The following is an 18,306-nucleotide window of genomic DNA, read 5'->3' on the forward strand; positions in this document are numbered from 1 at the left end:
CTGATTAAGTTATTAGCGCGCAAAAGAAAGACCCACCATAATGGTATTAGAGGTAAATGTCGCTCGCCCGACACTATCTTCCGTCACAGATGGCACCCCGTGCTTCATGTAACTGCTTATGTGGCTGTAACTAAGTGACGCTGTAAAATCGCGATTTACCTTCCAGTTCACAGAAACACCGAAGGTAAATTGCGTCTCACGACGTGTGCGGACCGTCGTGCCCGTTCCGGTAGCCTGTGAGTCCGTTACAGCCGCACCCGCAGAACCACGTAGAAAGACATTTCTGCGCAATTCATGATCTGCCTGGACGCGTACCGTTGACATCACCTGACTGTGTGAAAAAGGTGATGTTGGATCAAATAAACCGCGCTGGCCTGTCAAAGTTACCGTATTCATTCGATCAGGCATCCAGATAACATCAACTTCAGCAGTTGGCGTCGTAATCGTTCGCGTTGAACTGCGAATAAACTGTCGGGACTCTCCCCCGACAAGAGCTCGGTACTGAATAACGGAACTGGCTCGCATATCAACGCCAACAAATCCGCCTGCACTGACATAATCATCTGGCGTCGCACCGTTTACAGGCTGAAACTGCGCTTCAGTTCCACGAAGAATGGCTACAAGGGCATTACCTTTTGAAACCTCGAATCTCCCCTGCAATGCCTGAGTTTCGAGCTGATGACTCAACGCATCTGTATCTCTGCCAGCAAAAGCGGATGTTCCCCCGGCTGAGCCAAAAGAAAATTTATCATATGAAGCACTCGGAATTAAAGCAAAACGGGCCCAGTTTTTCCTGTAGCTGAGATGAAAGTCATCATCCGAGTATGGGACAGGATAAGAAACTCCGAAATTGCCCAGATCAGTAGCTGATAAATGCAGAACATAATGCGAATACCCGGCACTGACCGTATCGCGGCCCACATTCAACGAACCACCGGTTGCAGCGGTCCAGTTCGTCTGATTGGCAGCCGAAAGTGTCGGGTACGCTGTATTGTTAACACTCATAGACGCACCGATTGCATGGCGCGTCCAGTTTGACACAACACTGACTGAAGCCGATGTCGCAATACTGGCCCCGGATGAATGCGGTGCTGCCAGAATATTGGTATTATATCCAAATGACTGCGAAGCGACTGGCCTGACAATGTAACTCCCCACAGAAATACCTGGGTGAATATTTTGCACCATTTGATGCATGACGACAGATGCAGTAGAATCGCTTGAATAACCAGGCAGTTCGCTAGGAAAATATTTCATAATAAGCTGCGCATGAGCTTCGTTCGGAAAAAATAAATTACTCAAAGCCGATGCAGGCAAAATGACCTGATAACATCTCAGAACAAGACCGTTTAAAAACTGGCTCAAAGACGACGGACTACGCCGATACCTTTTCATGTTAGCCCATCATCCATGATTCCTTTTAGGAACCCAGCCGACCGCCCAAGCACATCGCGATAGACATCTACGTAGCGCACAGCCACATCCCGCCAGTCATACAATCGTGCACCTTCAATTGCTTTTTCACGTAAATATCGCAACCGCGCGGGATCGCCGCTCTGACATAATTCCACTTCACTTGCGATTGCATCAAAATCTGCTGTTTCAGCTAAAAAACCGACGCCTGTCCGCTCGGTAAGGCGGCGAAATGGAGCAATATTACTCAGTACCGGAATCAATCCTGCCGATAAAGCTTCCACTGCCGCCAGACCAAATCCTTCATGTTCGGAGAGGCTCGCAAACCATGTTGCGGTGCTCAGCATTTCCCGCAAATCCACATCATCCGGATCGGAAACAATAGTTACACCATCCGCAACCCCGGTTTTATCCGCCATCTTGCGGAGGTCCTCAACACCCAGTTCTGCCGGGCGTCCGGCGATAATCAATTGCCATTCAGGCTGAAGTTTCCGAAGCGCCGCAAGTAATGGAAAGAGCAAGTCCAGTCGCTTATGTGGAGAAAAACGACCAAAACTAATAAGTGTCCGACAAGGTCTTTGGGAAGATGCATCACGAAATTTTATCTGATTAATTCCATTCTCAATTGTAATCAGACGTGAGCCAGAAATTGAAGAAAATATTTCAGCATCATTTTCACTGCATGCAATTATTTTAGAATACTGATGAGCACTAGCGCGGGTAATAGTATTAAACCAGATTTCCTTCAAGCGAGAGTAATCACCACTGTGAAAAAACCCTCCATGGGTCGACACCACCATAGGAACACTAAGAGTACGGCGGCACAGAGCAAGAAAATCAAAAAAGAAATCAATAGCATGTACATGAATTATGTCTGCCTGCTTCAAATGCAGGATTACAGAAGGAGCAATCGGATAGCGCTTTGATCCACACCATGGAATTCGCGTTACCGGCACATCATCCACTGAGTCGCGGGGCGCTAAAGTGCCTTTACGATTAAAAACGGTATTCAGCGTGATAACGCGCGTTTCAACACCAGCCATATTCCGCTGCTGTACCGCAAGATTCAGAACAGCATCCTCAAGACCACCAACTGACGGACTGAATTGCCGAACGATATGAACAACTTTCACGCAGAGACTTTCAGTTCCTGTAACCACTTGCGATCAGCCTGACTTCACTTCTTGTCGCAGGCGATACACAAAGAAGATTAGCTGATTTTTCTTCGGCACTCGTCAGTACTATACCCGCCATCCGGGCACCGTAAACACGCAGTCGCTCTATAGAAGCCGCAGCAACAGCCCGGGAAGTCCGCGCCCACCGGCAAACAAAAATTGTCTGGTCAGCAATTGAAGCCATAATGAGCCCATCAAGAGCTACAGCAAGGGGGGGAACATTGATAATAATTGTTTTATAAGTCTGAGAAAGGTCGTGCAACAAATCCTGTATCTGTGTCACTTCCGCAGGATCAAATGAACTGATGCGCATTTCTCCTGGAGGAAGTATGTCTACACCTGTAATATCATCTTTTACGATGACGTCCTGTGTGGCCATACGTCCGCTGATAATATCGGCAAATCCTTTTCGCGCTGTACCCGCGACGCCACCGGATGTTCCGAAACGGGTATAATCCACATCGATAAGCAACACAGACTGCCCTGCCCCCTTCAGGGCAGTCGCAAGCCACGTTGCCACTGTGGTTTTACCGTCACCAGGAGTTGCGGACGTTACAGCCAGAATCTGGGTTCCGGTCCGGTGACCCGCACCAGAAAGAGACAGCTGCGCCGACAACCCACGCACAGCCTCCGCCGTCTGCGAAAAAGGATGATCCAGCATAAATCTCGCAAGACTCTTTTTCCGTGCCCCCTTGATCATCGGCAATATCGCCAGCAGCCGAAGACCCGAGAAATTACGCAGATCGTCGATATTCACAAATCCCGGAGAAAGCAACGCCCTCAAAACAACAGCACTCGTTGCAGCGACAAACGCCAGCACGGCCACTCCCATAAGCAATTTTTTACGATTTGGGAACGTTGGAGCTGCCGGAGCAGCTGCATGAGAAACAAATGCAACTGGCGGCTGAAGTAACGCCACCCGGTCAGTCAGTTCTTTAGCGCGATCAAGAAACGCTTCATAAACACCACGCGCACTCTCAGATTCCTGCTGAAGCGTTCGATATTCAGCCTGAGCGCCACTCTGTCCCGCAGACTGCGTTTGAAGATTTGCCATCGAACGGGTTAATTCATCAACATCGGCCTTTGCCGACACCAGTTCGCCCCTGATTGATGTTAATGCGCGACGGGTTTCCATCTGAAGCTGAGCACTGGCGCCCGCAATCTGCTTATCAAGCGCCAGCACATCGGGATGGTTAGGTCCGAATGAGGACGCCTTTTGTGCCCGGGCACTCTCAGCCTGCATCAGGGCACTCGCCGATGCCACAAGAAGCGGCTGTTCGCCCAGTGAAATCATTGCACTCGGATCACCACCACTGATCGCGGCATTGAGAGCAATCACCCGGGCCTGCGCTGTGGCATAACGATTTTGCGCCTGCCCGAGACTGGCCGCCATGTCGGAAATCTGGCGCTCGACAAGCGGCGAATTCGCGCTCGTATTCACCAGCCCATGCTGGGCATTATAATTACTGGAGACTCTCTCGGCCTCAAGCCACCGCTGGCGAAGAGCAGCCGTCCGCTCATCCAGCCAGTCTGCCTCATGTCGAAGATCGCTCTGTCGCTGCGCCAGTGCCAGTTGCTGATAATTCGTTACAAAAGCATTTGTAATGGCAGCCGCCCGCTCACCGGTATCAGCCTTTACACTAACATTAATCACGCGTGAGTGCGGCTGAGGCTCGACCGTCACTGACGCCAGAAGCCCGTCTATTGCACGGTCCAGAGCATTTGCGCTGTTACTCGTGGATGATGAAGCTGCACCACATGCAAAATGCAGACCGTGCTCACAAAGGAAATGGCGCCAGTTGTGAGACGGCCGGGCGGGCTGTTCAGGCAATTGCCTGAGAACCATTGCAGCAACATCCCGCGACTGAATGAGCGCCCCCTGAGTCGCAAGTTCATCATCTTCCAGCGAAGCACTGCCACCATCCGATGTCTGACTAAGAGGATCGGCTACATGGGTCGTCACAACCACCGTGGCTGTCGCCATATAAGATCGGCGCAATGATAAAACAGCGGAAGTGCCGAGAATCAGAACTACTAACAACACGATTGCAAATAGTCGCCTGTACCGACGGAGCATACCAATATAACGAGAGGCGACGGCATGAGCACCGCCTTCATCCTGATCAGGGTGCAGGGGGATTGCCGCCTGATCAAAGGAACGCTCCACGGCGCTTTCAAGCATCTCAGTTTACGCCTTTCTAACGGCCGGTTTCCGACGTAATATCATCTGGCCACCCCTTGATGGCCATCCGATTTTTTAAACATTGCGACTATTTTATATCGCAGAACATATAATCCGAACACAGGAAGGCCAATAATGTATCGACGCCAGAGTCGCTGTGGCTCCCGGCTCAACCGCACCAGCCACTCCATACCAAGATTCGCCACCCAGCGTGGTGGTCGTGTTACACGTCCCGCCGCATGATCAACAAGAGCTCCGGCTGTTATAGCAACAAGAGGCGGCAATTTATCCCAGTTATCCCACAACCATTTTTCCTGACGTGGCATCCCCATGTTCAAAAGAAGAACAGAAGGCCGCGTTCGCCAGATTTCAGCAAGCAAAGCCTTGGAATCGTACGAATCGGGATTCACATCAAAAAATCCATTCCGCCAGCCAGCAGTACGACAACCATATCTGCGCGCGAAAATATCTGCCGCTTCAGCCACAACATGCTCTTCACCGCCAAGCCAGAATACCGAGGCCTCCGGACCAAGCTGCTGCAAAACGTTCCCCACCCACTCAGGCGGTGTCGTTCGATGCAAACGCTTTCCATTCAGGAATAATGAAGCGAGCTGAACACCGGCTCCATCACAAAATGCTATCTCGGCATTCCGGAAAAGTTCACGGAGCCAGGGAAGACGCTGAGCAATTGTTACACAATGCGCATTTGCATTTATAACACGCAACTTCTGACCCGACCTCACTGCCGATACCAGAAGACACTCAAGATCCTTTCTGGGAATATCTATTAATTTTAGCCCCATCAACACAATAACCGGGAAACCATATCCTGGAAGAGTTACCTCATCACCACAGGAAGCATTTATTACTTTGCTATCAGAACGCATGACGACTGAACACCTCCCTGACGACAGTCAGAACCATGATTTTTATATCAAAAAAAACTGACCATCGACGGATATACTCAAGATCATAGGTTACACGTTTCTTCAGGTCTTCCAGGGTTACCAGTTCGCCACGAGCACCATTGATTTGTGCCCAACCGGTAATCCCGGGTTTTACATGATAACGCAACACATATTCAGCCAGCGCATCATCCAGAAGCTGACCACCCGCGCGCGTATGTGGCGCATGAGGTCGTGGCCCCACAAGCGACATGTCACCCTGAACGACGTTAAACAGCTGGGGAATTTCATCTATACTCAGCTTACGGAGCCACTTGCCTATGCGAGTAACGCGAGGATCGTTTCTGCTGGTCTGACGATCAGCCATAACGTCCGACATATTCGCATGCATCGAGCGAAATTTATATACCATAAATTCACGTCCATTCTTTCCCAGCCTGGGCTGTCGAAAAAATACCGGACCACGCGAATCTAATTTAATAGTTACAGCAACTAAAACAAAAAGTGGCGTTAGAAAAATAATAGCAAAAATTGCGAGAAAAAAATCAAGAACAGATTTTTCAAATATCTGAAAATCCGTCAAAGGCCGCCGCTGCAAAACAAGAAGAGCTACCGGCCCCAAATATTCAACCGGCATAGATCCATCGATGCTGTCATTCACAGAGGGCATGACGTAGATATCAGACAAGACCGGGCGCAATTTAAGTCCAGCCTCTTTTATAAACTCATCCTCAGAGTTAGCATCCGAACATACCAGAATAATCGCATGAAGCGGATCACGACGGCTACGATGGATTAAATCATCCAGTCCACCGCTAAAACGTCCATCTGCCCCGTCTCCGACTGACGCATTAAATACGCCATACAGCCCGTAAGTATGACCGGCATCACAGGAAATACGCTTCGCCAGATGAAAAGCCACACTGCCCACGCCTACAACAGCGATTTTCCTTTGCAATTTCGCCACAACCGCTGGCTGATAAAGAATAAATGTAAGAATCAATCTTTCTATAAAAAGGAAACAACAACAACACCCAAGCCAGACAGATGATAATTCCAGACATTCACTAAATGAATCAGAAAATGCTGACATTATCAATACATTGACTAAAAATGACAATAAAACAACAACTGAAAAATAACGAACCTGCGCCTTAAAGCGCCTGATTTTTGGAAAAGCAAGCAGACTTCTTTTTTTCGGAAGAAAGCCAAAAACAAGCACAGTAACAATACCACTGAAAACAACAGCAGATTTTACAGATGACGGAAAGCACGAGACTTCAACTGACCCAGCAATGGTTGTTCCCAAAAGCACGGACGCTCTGTCCAGCCAGGACACGACCATCGCGAGCATAAAATTATAATAGGGATAAGGTTCACGCAGCAATTGTCGCCCGGCACGAGTCAGCAGAGCAGAATCGCTGCCTTCAGGAAGAGCCGAAGTGTTGTCTGCGAGCACTAAACGGTCACTCATGACCAAGCGTTCTCCAATCCAGCGCTCTGTGATCGCATAAGGTCATTATGGACCACCCAAAATGAAATTACTAAGAGTTTCTGAAAGGCCCGAATCAGACCTTTAGTCTCCACACCGTTTCGATGCAATCTTTTCGACAACAAAGGAAAAGCCCCCCACACTTCGCAGTTCGCACAATATGCAGCGATGCCAGTTCTGATACATTGAGACTCACACAACACACAGAAGAACCAATCACTCAGTTGATCAGCCACAGAACCAGCCAGCAAACGACTGGGGAAAACAATGAAAGGAAGCTACTATGGCTTTTCGTTATCAACTCTTCCTTCCGCCCGACATTATTTCCGCCGGAGCACCTGAGTTATAAAAACCACCGGCAGGCCGAAAAACACTTCATGAACTATCCGGAGGGTATTTTCATTATCACTTTTACCAACCCGCAATCACCTGATAAAACTTAGCTGCACTTCGTCAACATCTCCAGACACCCAAACAGACCAGCTCGATGCCTTAGGTAACTCGCAGTCGACAGGCACCCCGGACTTTCCCGAGTAAAGACAATTTTTCTTTATACCCTGCTCAGGCAGACATCTGAATTACCCCCCCCCGCGGCTTTGCATTGAGGCTCTTCTCCACCTGTTACGCCACCCGCAATAGCCCATCGTATGTTACTACTACACTTATCTGATGAGTTCTCTCATAGCATCCACATATGTACAGACAGCTTCCAAACCACAAATTACCAGAAAAAATAACGAAATGTACAAATACAAAATTCAGGAAAGCTCTTTTTACAATCTTATTTTTGTGATTTCAATTTTCTATAGAGGACTAAAACATGCAAATTATCGATATTACATCGTAAACAGATAAAGGCTCCGCTACTCCTGAAAACTTAGCCACCCCGACTTTCGAAGACCGGAATAAAAGAAAAAATAATGTTTAACTCGCTATCATTACAGCCTTCCATTAATTAATAGTGTTAAAAAACACAGAATACTACCATAAAAAATAATATTTAATTATAAAATTACGTAGATCATCTGATATATTATACAAATTTATTATAGTTTTGCATTCGGAATACATAGCACCCACAGCCCGCTTTTACGATCTTATGATACTATTTTTAGAAAATAAACTCATCTTACTTCCATATAATTTATCCTGGCAAAACATAAGCAATCATGGCGCCCTCCCCTTCCGTTGTATGTAACTCAAAAAATGAGAATGACTTCAGCTTATAAAAAATCACAAAGCATTTTTTCACTATTGTGCGACAGTGGCATACAACACGATCCGCCACAGCAGTCCGCCCGAACAATCTTCCCTTAATCGGCAGATAAAATTACACTTAAATTTTATCACATTAGCAGCGCTGCGCGTACAAAAATGACCCGAAAAATAAATCCCGGGCCATTTTTATTACTCATCAAAACCGCGATCGGACCATACTTACAGGATTCACCCCTGCAGTTTCACATCCAGCGTAATGTCGGCCTTAAACAGTTTTGAAACCGGGCAACCGGCTTTCGCCTTCTGTGCAAGTTCCGCAAATTTTTCCTGCGTCGCTCCTGGCACCACTCCAGTCAGGTCCAGATGGATGACCGGGATCGCAAATCCACCATCCTGCTTCTCAAGCGAGACTGTTGCTTTTGTATCAAGTGCTGTTGCCGTTAACTCTGCATCACCCAGAATAAGGGACAGCGCCATCGTGAAACAGGCCGCATGCGCCGCGCCGATCAGTTCTTCCGGATTGGAGCCTGACTTGCCCTCAAACCGGGTGTTAAATCCATAAGGCTGGTCTTTCAGGGCGCCACTCTCAGTCGAGATCAGCCCGCGGCCTTCTTTAATCTTACCTTCCCAGTGAGCAGTGCCAAATTTTTTTATGGTCATAATCGTAAACCCCTGTTGATGCCCGGAACGGCTTGAAACGTGTGTCCAGAGGTGAACGCCGTCGATCGGAGGCGGTTGCCTGACGCGATGGTGACCAGTAACTGGACTGGTCTGTGGCGGTCTGCTCGCAAAGAGATGATGCCGCAGAAAAGGCTGTTCGCGTGCATACCGTAGCCCATGCAAGATGTATGCATATCCTGCGAAACATGCCTGCTGCCCACCCTGACCGGTGTGTGGCTGCGATTTTCTATGTTCGGTATGCCTGCTTCACAGGCCCCTGTCGGGGGCATTACCGGGCTGTGAAGGATTCTGCTCCACAGCCTGTCGCGCCTTATCTGTGTCCGGAGAGTCTCATGAGTGCTGCCACGCCCGAAGCCCGTTCTTCGACCGACGTTGTCCTGATCGGCGGAGGAGTGATGAGTGCCACACTCGGCACCTTCCTCAACACGTTGCAGCCGGACTGGACAATCGATATGTTCGAGCGCCTCGATGACGTGGCACAGGAAAGTTCCAATGCATGGAATAATGCCGGAACCGGCCACTCTGCCCTGTGCGAACTAAACTATACCTCCGAAAAAGCTGACGGCAGCATCGACATCAGTAAGGCCGTCAACGTCAACGAGCAGTTTCAGGTTTCCCGGCAGTTCTGGTCTTTCCTGGTAAAAACCGGACAGATCTCTGACCCGCGCGATTTCATCACGCCTATCCCCCACATGAGCTTCGTCTGGGGCAATGCGAATGTTGATTTTCTGCGTCGCCGTTATGAAGCTCTGAAAGACCACCCGCTCTTCTCCGGAATGCGTTATTCCGAGGACACGGAACAACTGAAACAATGGATGCCACTGGTCATGAAAGACCGGGTTCGAGGTCAGAAACTGGCCGCTACCTGGATCGCATCCGGCTCAGATGTCAATTTTGGTGCGCTGACTCATCTCCTGTTTGGTGCATTGAAAACAAAACCTGGTATCGCACTCCATACCGGGCACGAAGTAGCGGACATCAGACGTATCCCTGATGGACGATGGGAGATTAAGGTCAAAACTCTGAGCACAGGTCAGAACCGTACGATCACCACCCGTTTCGTCTTCATCGGGGCCGGTGGCGCGGCTTTGCCGCTGCTGCAGAAAACAGGCATTCCCGAATCCCGCGGCGTCGGAGGCTTCCCTGTCAGCGGCCAGTTCATGCGCTGCAAAAACCCGGAAGTGATCGCGTCTCACCGGGCCAAGGTTTACGGCAAAGCCTCTGTGGGTGCTCCGCCGATGTCTGTTCCGCATCTGGATACCCGCATGATCAATGGCCAGGCCTCGCTGCTCTTCGGTCCCTATGCCGGGTTTTCGACACGGTTTCTGAAAAAAGGATCGCTATTCGATCTTCCTTTTTCCATTCGTGGAAACAATATTGGCGCAATCATGGCCGTCGCCCGGAGTAACTGGGCGCTGACCAAATACCTGATCCAGCAGGTGATGCAGAGCAATACGGACCGGATGCGCGCGCTGCGCGACTTCGTGCCGGATGCGCGCGACGAAGACTGGGAACTGATCGTGGCCGGACAGCGCGTCCAGGTCATCAAAGCCGATCCCAAAAAAGGTGGCGTGCTTCAGTTTGGAACCGAGGTTATCAGTTCCGCCGATGGCAGCGTCGCCGCCCTGCTTGGCGCCTCACCGGGTGCATCCACGGCAGCCCCGATCATGCTGACCGTGCTGAAAAAATGCTTTCCAACACAACTTCCAGGCTGGGAGGAAAAACTGAAAGAAATAATCCCGTCCTACGGCATGAAACTTGCAGATAATCCGGACTTCTGCGCGAAGATCCATAAAGAAACGACTGATGCACTTCAGCTGGAAAGCTGACAGTCTCGCCAGGCGGTGAGATATTATAAAGAGGAAGCTTCAAATATCTTCATTGCTTACTCCCGCCTGGTGAAAAGCCGGTTTTGTTGCAGTGATCGGTCAGCGAAGCTGCTCTGAAACGCAACGGACTGATTGATCCGATTCGGTTACCGTCTGCCGGTCGGGCTGCCAGTGCAGACCCAGAGAATAAGAGCCGGACCGAAACACCAGATAGCCGCAGCGCCGACGAGCCAGGGGATAAGATAGGAAAGGTTCACCTTCAGAACAAACTGGCTGAGCAGGTTTGCAAAACCTAGCATGACAAGCGCACCGATGAAGCTAAAGGTGTTGACCTGCATGGTGCGGCCACCGTTGATCCGGATGAGTACCTCCAGGAGGGCATTATTCTGGTTGGTCCCGTTGCGCATGGATCTTCCTCTGGTACTTCGTTTCCGCGATTTTCCGGCGTGACTGTCTTACGGGGATGCCGGACGGAAGTCACTGACCGCTGTGGATTGCGCGGAACGGAAGGGCGTGGTTGCATGCCAGATCTGCTTTCAATTCATTCAGGGGCTCTGTGTGCATAAGGAATTGTCTGGCCTTGTGGCCCTGGTTGCTATGTCTGTGTGGACTATTTCCGGGGCTCTGGCTTCCGAAGGACCGCAGCCTCTGCCCTTACCGCCGCAGATTCCTGCTGCGAAGGATATCGCCTATCCGGGAACGGTTGAGCTGGTGGTAACGGCAACGGATCTGGACCGGCATGTTCTGAAGGTGTCGGAGCGTGTGCCCCTGCCCTCCTCCGTAACCGAAAAAGGGGGCGATGTCGTTCTGCTGTATCCAGCCTGGCTGCCCGGGCATCATTCCCCGGGCGGACCGATTTCCGAGCTTGCCGGTATAGGGATAAAATCGGGCGGAAAGCCTGTTCCGTGGGTGCGGGATACGGTGAATGTGAATACGTTTCACATCGCGGCACCAGCCGGAACGAAGGAACTGGAGCTTTCTTTTCAGATTCTGACACCGATCACGCCGCGTGAAGGACGTGTGGTGATGACGCCTGAGATAGTCAACGTGCAGTGGAACATGGTCGCGCTGTATCCGGCTGGATATTTTACGCGGGACATTCCTTACAGCGTGAAACTGACTCTGCCGCACGGCTGGCATTACGGAACGGCTCTACGGGCTTCCCAGGCACCGGTTGAAGACACGGTCACGTTCGAGACGGTTCCGTTCAATACGCTGGTGGATTCACCGGTTTTCGCGGGACAGTTTTTCCGCAAGATCGACCTGAACCGCTCTGGTGAAACGCCGGTAGCGCTGAATGTTGTAGCGGATCGGCCGGAGTGGCTGGCCGCGACGGAAGCGCAGATCAGCCTGCACCGGGCGCTGGTGATGCAAGCTGGGCTGCTGTTTGGGACACATCATTACGATCACTACGATTTTCTGCTGGCACTGACAAAGGAACTGGGTGGGATCGGGTTGGAACATCACCGGTCCAGCGAAAACAGCGGCCCGGAGGGCTATTTCACAAAGTGGGACAAGACCTTCCCGGTGAAGGATCTGCTGGCGCATGAATATACCCATAGCTGGAATGGTAAATTCCGGCGTCCGGCAGATCTGTGGGCACCCGACTTCAACACACCGCAGCGCGGGTCGATGTTGTGGGTTTACGAGGGGCAGACGCAGTACTGGGGATATGTTCTGGCAGCCCGTTCTGGTCTGATGACACCTGCGCAGACACTGGATGCGATTGCGATGGTGGCAGCTGTTTATGATCGGCGGTCCGGGCGGACCTGGCGACCACTCGCGGATACGACGAATGATCCGATAATTGCGCAACGGGCTCCTCTGTCCTGGCGGAGCTGGCAGCGGAGCGAGGATTATTACTCCGAGGGACAGCTTATCTGGCTGGATGCGGATACGCTGATCCGTGAAAAAACGGGCGGCCAGAAGTCGCTGAATAATTTTGCAAAGACGTTTTTCGGGGTTGATCCGGGCAGTTATGTGACGCGAACTTACACGTTTGACGATGTGGTATCGGCGCTGAACGGGATTGTGACTTATGACTGGGCATCATTTCTTCATGATCGGCTGGACCGGCCGAGTGTTCACGCGCCGCTCGACGGACTGAAACGGGGCGGTTACAGGCTGGTCTGGACGGAGGAAGCCTCTCCTTATCTGAAAGCTGCTGAAGCGCTGAAAAAAGCCAGGAATTTTGATTTCTCTCTGGGTTTCACTGTGGACAGCAAGGGCGTTCTGACAAATGTGGAATGGGATAGTCCAGCTTGGAATGCAGGGCTTGCGGTGGATGAGACGATTGTCGCAGTGAACGGGATGGCATTTGATGGCGATGATCTTGCGGATGCGGTGAAGGAGGCGAAGGTTCCGGCTAAAGACCCGCTTACGCTGCTGGTGCGGACGCGGGACCGCTTCCGCACCGTTGTGATTCCATATCATCTCGGGCTGCGTTATCCGCATCTGGAACGGGTGGCAGGCTCGGCTGATGTATTGGGAACGATTCTGATGCCACTGAAGTAAAATTTTCGGAGGGGCATCGCGCCGGGACAATTTGTGCAAAAGACCCGGCTTCGCGCTTGCTTCCGACGAGGCGGTTGGGTATGAGCAGAGCTTACCGAAACCGGGGTGCGTAGCTCAGCGGTAGAGCATCGCCTTCACACGGCGGGGGTCACAGGTTCAATCCCTGTCGCACCCACCACGGTTTATGTTGAAAACAGCGGTTATCTGCGAAATAAAATGTCTTCCAGAAGTTCCGCCCGGTTCACTTCGGTCCATATGAATATATTCCGGGTCAATTCGAAGTAGGTAGAACTGCGACATTTCCGGGCATGAAGTCTTTGAAATCGGTGGTGTGAGGGATGCAGGAGTTGAGACACATCGCTCATAATCTTTAACCGGCCTTTTCAACGTATTGCCCACGCGAAAACTCTCTCCATAACCTGTCATCATAAAGCTGCGCTTTTTCCGAGGCAGTCACATAATTTCGAGAGCGATATCCTGCTTTGCAGGGGCCTTTCACTATTTCCAATCGATCCACGCCTGTTCGATGCTTCCTCTGATATTCTACTGAATAACTTCAGTCAGACGGCCGACTTCTACAGAATCTATCCGTGTTTGCCGACGTCATATGAACAAGCAGATCGCGGATCAGAGCCTCGAAATATACCATTTCCACCTTGCGGCATGTCTGCTGACAGAAAAAACCCAGACGTCTTTAGCGATAAAAAAACATCTGCCGGGGTTCGTCCTGAAATATTAAGGCAGCCATTCCATGGATGGAACTATTGCCTCCCTGGCACGCTGACAGAGGATGTTCTTACAGGAAACATTACAGGAGAATGTTTGATGCGCCTAACCATTGCTGCGGTCCTATCCATTTCAGTGTGTTGCCTCGGGCTGACAGCCTGTGAACCGCACAAAAGGACTTTCGGAGAAAAAGTTCGGGACACGATTGATCCGCCAAAAGGACCGATTGAAAAAGCCGGGCGCTCGATTGATCGGGCGACCGGAGACTGAAACTGCTTAGTAAGGGATAACGGTACTTTCAGATGCCGTTATTTTATGAAAGCGGTATTGACCATACAGATCAGAAATTACCGGACAGCACATTAAACGCGCTGGTGGTAGCGCATGGGATCTGCGGCGCCGTGCTTTTTGTCCTCTGACTGACGGGTTTCTTCATCTGCCAGTTCAGCCCGAAGCATGAATTGTATGGGTTGACGCAGAATGACCTTACGAAACCGCGCATCCCGTTCAGCGTGGCCGTCATCGCGGATATCACGAACAACGATAATCATGGCAATGATAAACGGCAGAATGAATGATAAGAAAAGAAACACCGTAAGAGAAATGAGAGCCTGCCATTCCATTTCCATTCCTCCCTTACCAGCCATTTTGAAAAAACTTAGCCGGTTACAGATGTTTCATACTGACAGGCCGTCAGGCGGAGTATGCAGCATTTTCTAACGCTCCATACCCCGCTTATCGTCGCTGTTATGGACGACCGAGAGACTGATACTCAAGCCCTGCGGCACGCATGGCGACAGGATCGAAGATATTACGCAGATCCACGATAACTTTTCCCTTCATGGCGCCAGCCAGGGTTTTGGGCGCGATGGAGCGGAACATGGTCCATTCGGTGAGCACGACCAAAGCATCGACGTCCCTGGCAGCTTCAATAGCATCCGGAAAATATCGTACGGAAGGCGGAAGGACCGGCTTTGCCGCCTCATTCCCAACCGGGTCGCAGGCATGAATAACAGCTCCGGCTTCGGCGAGGCGGTGCAGAATCGGAATCGACGGGGCTTCGCGCATATCGTCGGTCTCCGGCTTAAAAGTCAGACCGAGCACGGCAACTGTCTTGCCATGCACCGATCCGCCACAGGCGGCAATGATGCGACCAGCCATACCGATTTTGCGTGCATCGTTGACCTGCACCGTGGTCTCGACGAGACGACAAGGACTGTCGGCTTCCTGACCGATTCGCGATAAAGCAAGCGTATCTTTTGGAAAGCAGGAACCACCGTAACCAGGGCCTGGATGCAGGAATTTACGTCCGATACGACCATCGAGGCCCATGCCTTTGGCGAGATCATGTACGTCGGCACCGAGTTTTTCGCAGAGATTGGCCATCTCATTAATAAAGGAGATTTTCACGGCCAGGAATGAATTCGACGCGTATTTGGTCAGTTCGGCCGTTTCCAGCGTGGTGAACAGAATCGGCGCTTCGATAAGAGAAAGCGGACGGTAGACTCGACGCATTACTTCTTCGGAACGAGCCCCCCCATCGGGGGCTGTGCGGTCGAGGCCGACAATAACGCGATCAGGCCGCATGAAGTCGCCGATGGCGTTGCCTTCGCGGAGAAACTCAGGGTTGGAAGCAACATCGAATTCGGCATCCGGGCGCGCTTCGCGAACGAGTTCCGCAATGCGACGACTGGTGCCAGCCGGAACGGTAGATTTCGTGACGATAACTGCGTAGCCGGTCAAAGCGTGGGCAATCTGCCGGGCTGCAGCATGGACATATTGCATGTCCGCAGCACCGTCACCATTGCGTGGCGGGGTGCCAACCGCAATAAATACGGCTTCCGCCCCTTTGACAGCAGAGGCGATGTCGTCTCCGAAGGAGAGACGGCCAGCCTGCATATTTGATTCCACGAGCCGGTCCAGACCAGGCTCATAGATAGGAATTCTGCCTTCACGCAGGGCTGCCAGACGTGTCGGGCTGTTTTCCACAACCGCGACTTCGAGTCCGAATTCAGCGAAACACGCTGCGGAGACTAGGCCGACATAGCCGCCACCGATCATCGCAATACGCACTTATTAATCCCTCCTGACTTCTGGCGGCCTTCCAGTGGAATCGGCATCGGACTCTGGCCGCCGACGGAAATGTATTCTGTCTGGCGTTTTTTCGGACTGATACCCAACCCGGATAACCGGACTTGAACCTGTCTGTGAGCGCCGGGTCAAGCACTCTCCCGTATACGAGCCCCGAAGCGGACAGAATAGTACAGATTTTCACGATTTGATTATGATTTTCAAAAGCCGCACGCGGATTTTGACGGGAAGCAGGTCTCGGGCTACGGCATAACTTGCGGGCGGACTGTGAGAGCCTGTTTACAGGTCGCTGAAAATACAATGGTTGGAACATGGCCCGGGGCGGGCTGCACGGGGGACTGATCGCATCGGATGAATGCTGTTCTTGATTTTATCGCTGCGATCGGTCGGGCCGCTTTTGCTCTGGTTCGCTCCGCGGGAGCCATTGCTTTATTCGCGCTTGATGGATTGTCTCATGCCGTGCGCCCGCCTTTTTACTGGCGGGTCTTTGGGATAGCGCTGCTGGACACGGGGTTTCTGTCGCTTCCGGTGGTGGCACTGACGGCGGTATTTTCAGGCGGTGTGATAGCCCTGCAATCCTACACCGGCTTCGCTCAGTATCATGCACAGAGTGCGATCGCGAGTATCGTCGTTCTGTCGGTGACACGTGAACTGGGACCTGTTCTGGCAGGGCTGATGGTTGCGGGACGTGTTGGTGCGGCGATGGCAGCAGAAATCGGTACGATGCGGGTGACGGATCAGATTGATGCGCTGACGACACTGCGGACCAATCCGATGAAGTATCTTGTGACGCCACGCTTACTGGCCGGAATTATTGCGCTGCCCCTGCTCGTTGTCGTTGCGGATATTCTTGGCGTCGCGGGCGGGTTTACGGTTGCGACAGCCAAGCTGGGCTTCTCGCCTGCTGCATATATTACTGCAACATTGAATACCGTGAAATCGAATGACATCACAGTCGGGCTGGTCAAAGCGGGTGTGTTCGGTTTTCTGATCGCGCTGATGGGATGTTATCACGGCTATACCAGCCGGGGGGGAGCCGAAGGCGTCGGCAGCGCGACGACCGCAGCTGTGGTGTCCGCCTCCATCCTTGTTCTCGCCTTCGATTATCTGCTGACGGATTTGTTTTTCGCGCAATGACAGAGCAAGCCTCCTCCCCTGCCAGATCGCCGAAAATTCGTATTCGGGGTTTATATAAATCTTTTGGGAGCAAGCATGTTCTCAACGGGGTCGATCTGGATGTTGAGGAAGGCACGTCCTTTGTCATCATTGGCGGCTCGGGAACGGGAAAATCAGTCCTGCTGCGTTGCATTCTCGGGCTGATTACTCCCGATGCGGGGACAATCGAGATTGATGGCAGGAATGTGCTGTCAGTCCCGCAGCGAGAACGCGAGGCAATGATTGGCGAGATCGGCATGCTGTTTCAGAATGGCGCGCTGTTTGACAGTCTGACGGTATGGGAAAATGTGTCCTTCGCGCTGCTGGCACCGGAATTACGACGACATTCGGAGACACATCCGCGGCTGACCCGTGCACAGGCAAAAATAAGGGCCGGAGAAATTCTGAATCAGGTGGGTCTGGATGCATCCGTTGGCGATCTGTCGCCATCGGAGCTTTCGGGGGGCATGCAGAAGCGTGTTGGTCTGGCACGGGCGATTGCAGACAGGCCAAAAATACTGTTTTTCGACGAACCGACGACCGGCCTTGATCCAATCATGGGCGCGGTAATTGACGGGTTGATTGTCGATTGTGTGAAGCAGATGGGTTCCACGGCGATTGCTATCACGCATGATATGGCTTCGGCACAGCGGATCGGAGATGAAGCTGCGATGCTCTATAAGGGGAGGCTTGTCTGGCAGGGACCAGCCTCATCATTAATGAATTCTGGCAATCCGCTGGTAGATCAGTTCACACACGGACGACGTGAGGGACCGATCACGATGGAGTTGCGGCGGTAACAGCCGTCATATTTTACGGCGTGTCGTCAGTTAAACCCTGATGATGGCGAATGAGGGTTGTACTTTCTGGCTGCCTGTGCTGACTGTTTTCCCGGGCTTTGGGGGGACAAACGTATGCGGCGATA

The 18,306-nt window shown here is 51.6% G+C and carries 14 protein-coding genes and 1 tRNA gene; 6 read left to right on the forward strand and 9 right to left on the reverse strand.

The features are described from left to right. Positions 1-12: 12 nt before the first annotated feature. The 6 genes from GOB90_RS11190 to GOB90_RS11215 all read right to left on the reverse strand — a co-directional run bounded on the left by GOB90_RS11190 (position 13) and on the right by GOB90_RS11215 (position 9,045). On the reverse strand, positions 13-1,365 hold the full coding sequence (locus tag GOB90_RS11190) for an outer membrane beta-barrel protein (protein ID WP_173572055.1): 1,353 nt from the start codon (positions 1,363-1,365) through the stop codon (positions 13-15). A 26-nt stretch (positions 1,366-1,391) separates the two neighbouring features. Then, positions 1,392-2,546 carry a glycosyltransferase family 4 protein gene (locus GOB90_RS11195; protein ID WP_146887326.1) on the reverse strand — a complete coding sequence of 385 codons (1,155 nt, stop codon included), beginning with the start codon at positions 2,544-2,546 and terminating at the stop codon, positions 1,392-1,394. A 10-nt stretch (positions 2,547-2,556) separates the two neighbouring features. Continuing rightward, positions 2,557-4,770 (reverse strand): GumC family protein, encoded by a 2,214-nt coding sequence (locus tag GOB90_RS11200; protein ID WP_146887324.1) that lies wholly within the window; start codon positions 4,768-4,770, stop codon positions 2,557-2,559. A 41-nt stretch (positions 4,771-4,811) separates the two neighbouring features. After that, positions 4,812-5,657 (reverse strand): WecB/TagA/CpsF family glycosyltransferase, encoded by an 846-nt coding sequence (locus tag GOB90_RS11205; RefSeq protein WP_146887322.1) that lies wholly within the window; start codon positions 5,655-5,657, stop codon positions 4,812-4,814. After that, positions 5,647-7,149, reverse strand: coding sequence for an exopolysaccharide biosynthesis polyprenyl glycosylphosphotransferase (locus GOB90_RS11210; RefSeq protein WP_242011963.1), 1,503 nt, complete (start codon positions 7,147-7,149; stop codon positions 5,647-5,649). Before GOB90_RS11210 ends, GOB90_RS11205 begins: the two co-directional genes overlap by 11 nt. Before the next feature lie 1,464 nt (positions 7,150-8,613). Further along, a complete protein-coding gene (locus GOB90_RS11215) occupies positions 8,614-9,045 on the reverse strand; it encodes an OsmC family protein (protein ID WP_146887319.1) in 432 nt (143 codons plus the stop codon). Positions 9,046-9,398: 353 nt separating this feature from the next. Between GOB90_RS11215 and GOB90_RS11220 the strand changes: the two genes are divergently transcribed. Further along, complete coding sequence (locus GOB90_RS11220) at positions 9,399-10,895, forward strand: malate:quinone oxidoreductase (protein ID WP_146887317.1); 1,497 nt, start codon at positions 9,399-9,401, stop codon at positions 10,893-10,895. Positions 10,896-11,041: 146 nt separating this feature from the next. Here GOB90_RS11220 and GOB90_RS11225 read toward each other — a convergent pair whose 3' ends face one another. Further along, positions 11,042-11,302 carry a hypothetical protein gene (locus GOB90_RS11225; protein WP_146887315.1) on the reverse strand — a complete coding sequence of 87 codons (261 nt, stop codon included), beginning with the start codon at positions 11,300-11,302 and terminating at the stop codon, positions 11,042-11,044. A 190-nt stretch (positions 11,303-11,492) separates the two neighbouring features. Between GOB90_RS11225 and GOB90_RS11230 the strand changes: the two genes are divergently transcribed. The 3 genes from GOB90_RS11230 to GOB90_RS18980 all read left to right on the forward strand — a co-directional run bounded on the left by GOB90_RS11230 (position 11,493) and on the right by GOB90_RS18980 (position 14,405). After that, positions 11,493-13,409, forward strand: coding sequence for a M61 family metallopeptidase (locus tag GOB90_RS11230; RefSeq protein ID WP_146887461.1), 1,917 nt, complete (start codon positions 11,493-11,495; stop codon positions 13,407-13,409). 103 nt (positions 13,410-13,512) lie between these two features. After that, positions 13,513-13,587, forward strand: a tRNA-Val gene (locus GOB90_RS11235). Between the two features lie 485 nt (positions 13,588-14,072). After that, a complete protein-coding gene (locus tag GOB90_RS18980) occupies positions 14,073-14,405 on the forward strand; it encodes a hypothetical protein (RefSeq protein WP_146887313.1) in 333 nt (110 codons plus the stop codon). A 92-nt stretch (positions 14,406-14,497) separates the two neighbouring features. Here the strand turns inward: GOB90_RS18980 and GOB90_RS11240 are convergent, their stop codons facing one another. Both GOB90_RS11240 and GOB90_RS11245 read right to left on the reverse strand, forming a co-directional pair. Beyond that, positions 14,498-14,758 (reverse strand): hypothetical protein, encoded by a 261-nt coding sequence (locus GOB90_RS11240; protein WP_173572056.1) that lies wholly within the window; start codon positions 14,756-14,758, stop codon positions 14,498-14,500. A gap of 124 nt (positions 14,759-14,882) precedes the next feature. Next, positions 14,883-16,196 carry a UDP-glucose dehydrogenase family protein gene (locus GOB90_RS11245; protein ID WP_146887459.1) on the reverse strand — a complete coding sequence of 438 codons (1,314 nt, stop codon included), beginning with the start codon at positions 16,194-16,196 and terminating at the stop codon, positions 14,883-14,885. Positions 16,197-16,577: 381 nt separating this feature from the next. Here GOB90_RS11245 and GOB90_RS11250 point away from each other — a divergent pair, with 381 nt between their 5' ends. Both GOB90_RS11250 and GOB90_RS11255 read left to right on the forward strand, forming a co-directional pair. After that, positions 16,578-17,363 (forward strand): MlaE family ABC transporter permease, encoded by a 786-nt coding sequence (locus GOB90_RS11250; protein ID WP_146887309.1) that lies wholly within the window; start codon positions 16,578-16,580, stop codon positions 17,361-17,363. Further along, complete coding sequence (locus GOB90_RS11255) at positions 17,360-18,181, forward strand: ABC transporter ATP-binding protein (protein WP_146887306.1); 822 nt, start codon at positions 17,360-17,362, stop codon at positions 18,179-18,181. The genes GOB90_RS11250 and GOB90_RS11255 overlap by 4 nt, the downstream gene beginning before the upstream one ends. The last annotated feature ends 125 nt before the right edge of the window (positions 18,182-18,306 follow it).

The sequence above is a fragment of the Acetobacter oeni genome (genome assembly GCF_011516825.1).
GTDB lineage: Bacteria > Pseudomonadota > Alphaproteobacteria > Acetobacterales > Acetobacteraceae > Acetobacter > Acetobacter oeni.

Coding starts and splice junctions, on each gene's coding strand:
- GOB90_RS11200 (WP_146887324.1), bottom strand. CDS start 4,770: ATGCTTGAAAGCGCCGTGGAGCGTTCCTTTGATCAGGCGGCAATCCCC.
- GOB90_RS11205 (WP_146887322.1), bottom strand. CDS start 5,657: ATGCGTTCTGATAGCAAAGTAATAAATGCTTCCTGTGGTGATGAGGTA.
- GOB90_RS11210 (WP_242011963.1), bottom strand. CDS start 7,149: ATGAGTGACCGTTTAGTGCTCGCAGACAACACTTCGGCTCTTCCTGAA.
- GOB90_RS11215 (WP_146887319.1), bottom strand. CDS start 9,045: ATGACCATAAAAAAATTTGGCACTGCTCACTGGGAAGGTAAGATTAAA.
- GOB90_RS11220 (WP_146887317.1), top strand. CDS start 9,399: ATGAGTGCTGCCACGCCCGAAGCCCGTTCTTCGACCGACGTTGTCCTG.
- GOB90_RS11225 (WP_146887315.1), bottom strand. CDS start 11,302: ATGCGCAACGGGACCAACCAGAATAATGCCCTCCTGGAGGTACTCATC.
- GOB90_RS11230 (WP_146887461.1), top strand. CDS start 11,493: ATGTCTGTGTGGACTATTTCCGGGGCTCTGGCTTCCGAAGGACCGCAG.
- GOB90_RS18980 (WP_146887313.1), top strand. CDS start 14,073: ATGTCTGCTGACAGAAAAAACCCAGACGTCTTTAGCGATAAAAAAACA.
- GOB90_RS11240 (WP_173572056.1), bottom strand. CDS start 14,758: ATGGAATGGCAGGCTCTCATTTCTCTTACGGTGTTTCTTTTCTTATCA.
- GOB90_RS11245 (WP_146887459.1), bottom strand. CDS start 16,196: ATGATCGGTGGCGGCTATGTCGGCCTAGTCTCCGCAGCGTGTTTCGCT.
- GOB90_RS11250 (WP_146887309.1), top strand. CDS start 16,578: ATGAATGCTGTTCTTGATTTTATCGCTGCGATCGGTCGGGCCGCTTTT.
- GOB90_RS11255 (WP_146887306.1), top strand. CDS start 17,360: ATGACAGAGCAAGCCTCCTCCCCTGCCAGATCGCCGAAAATTCGTATT.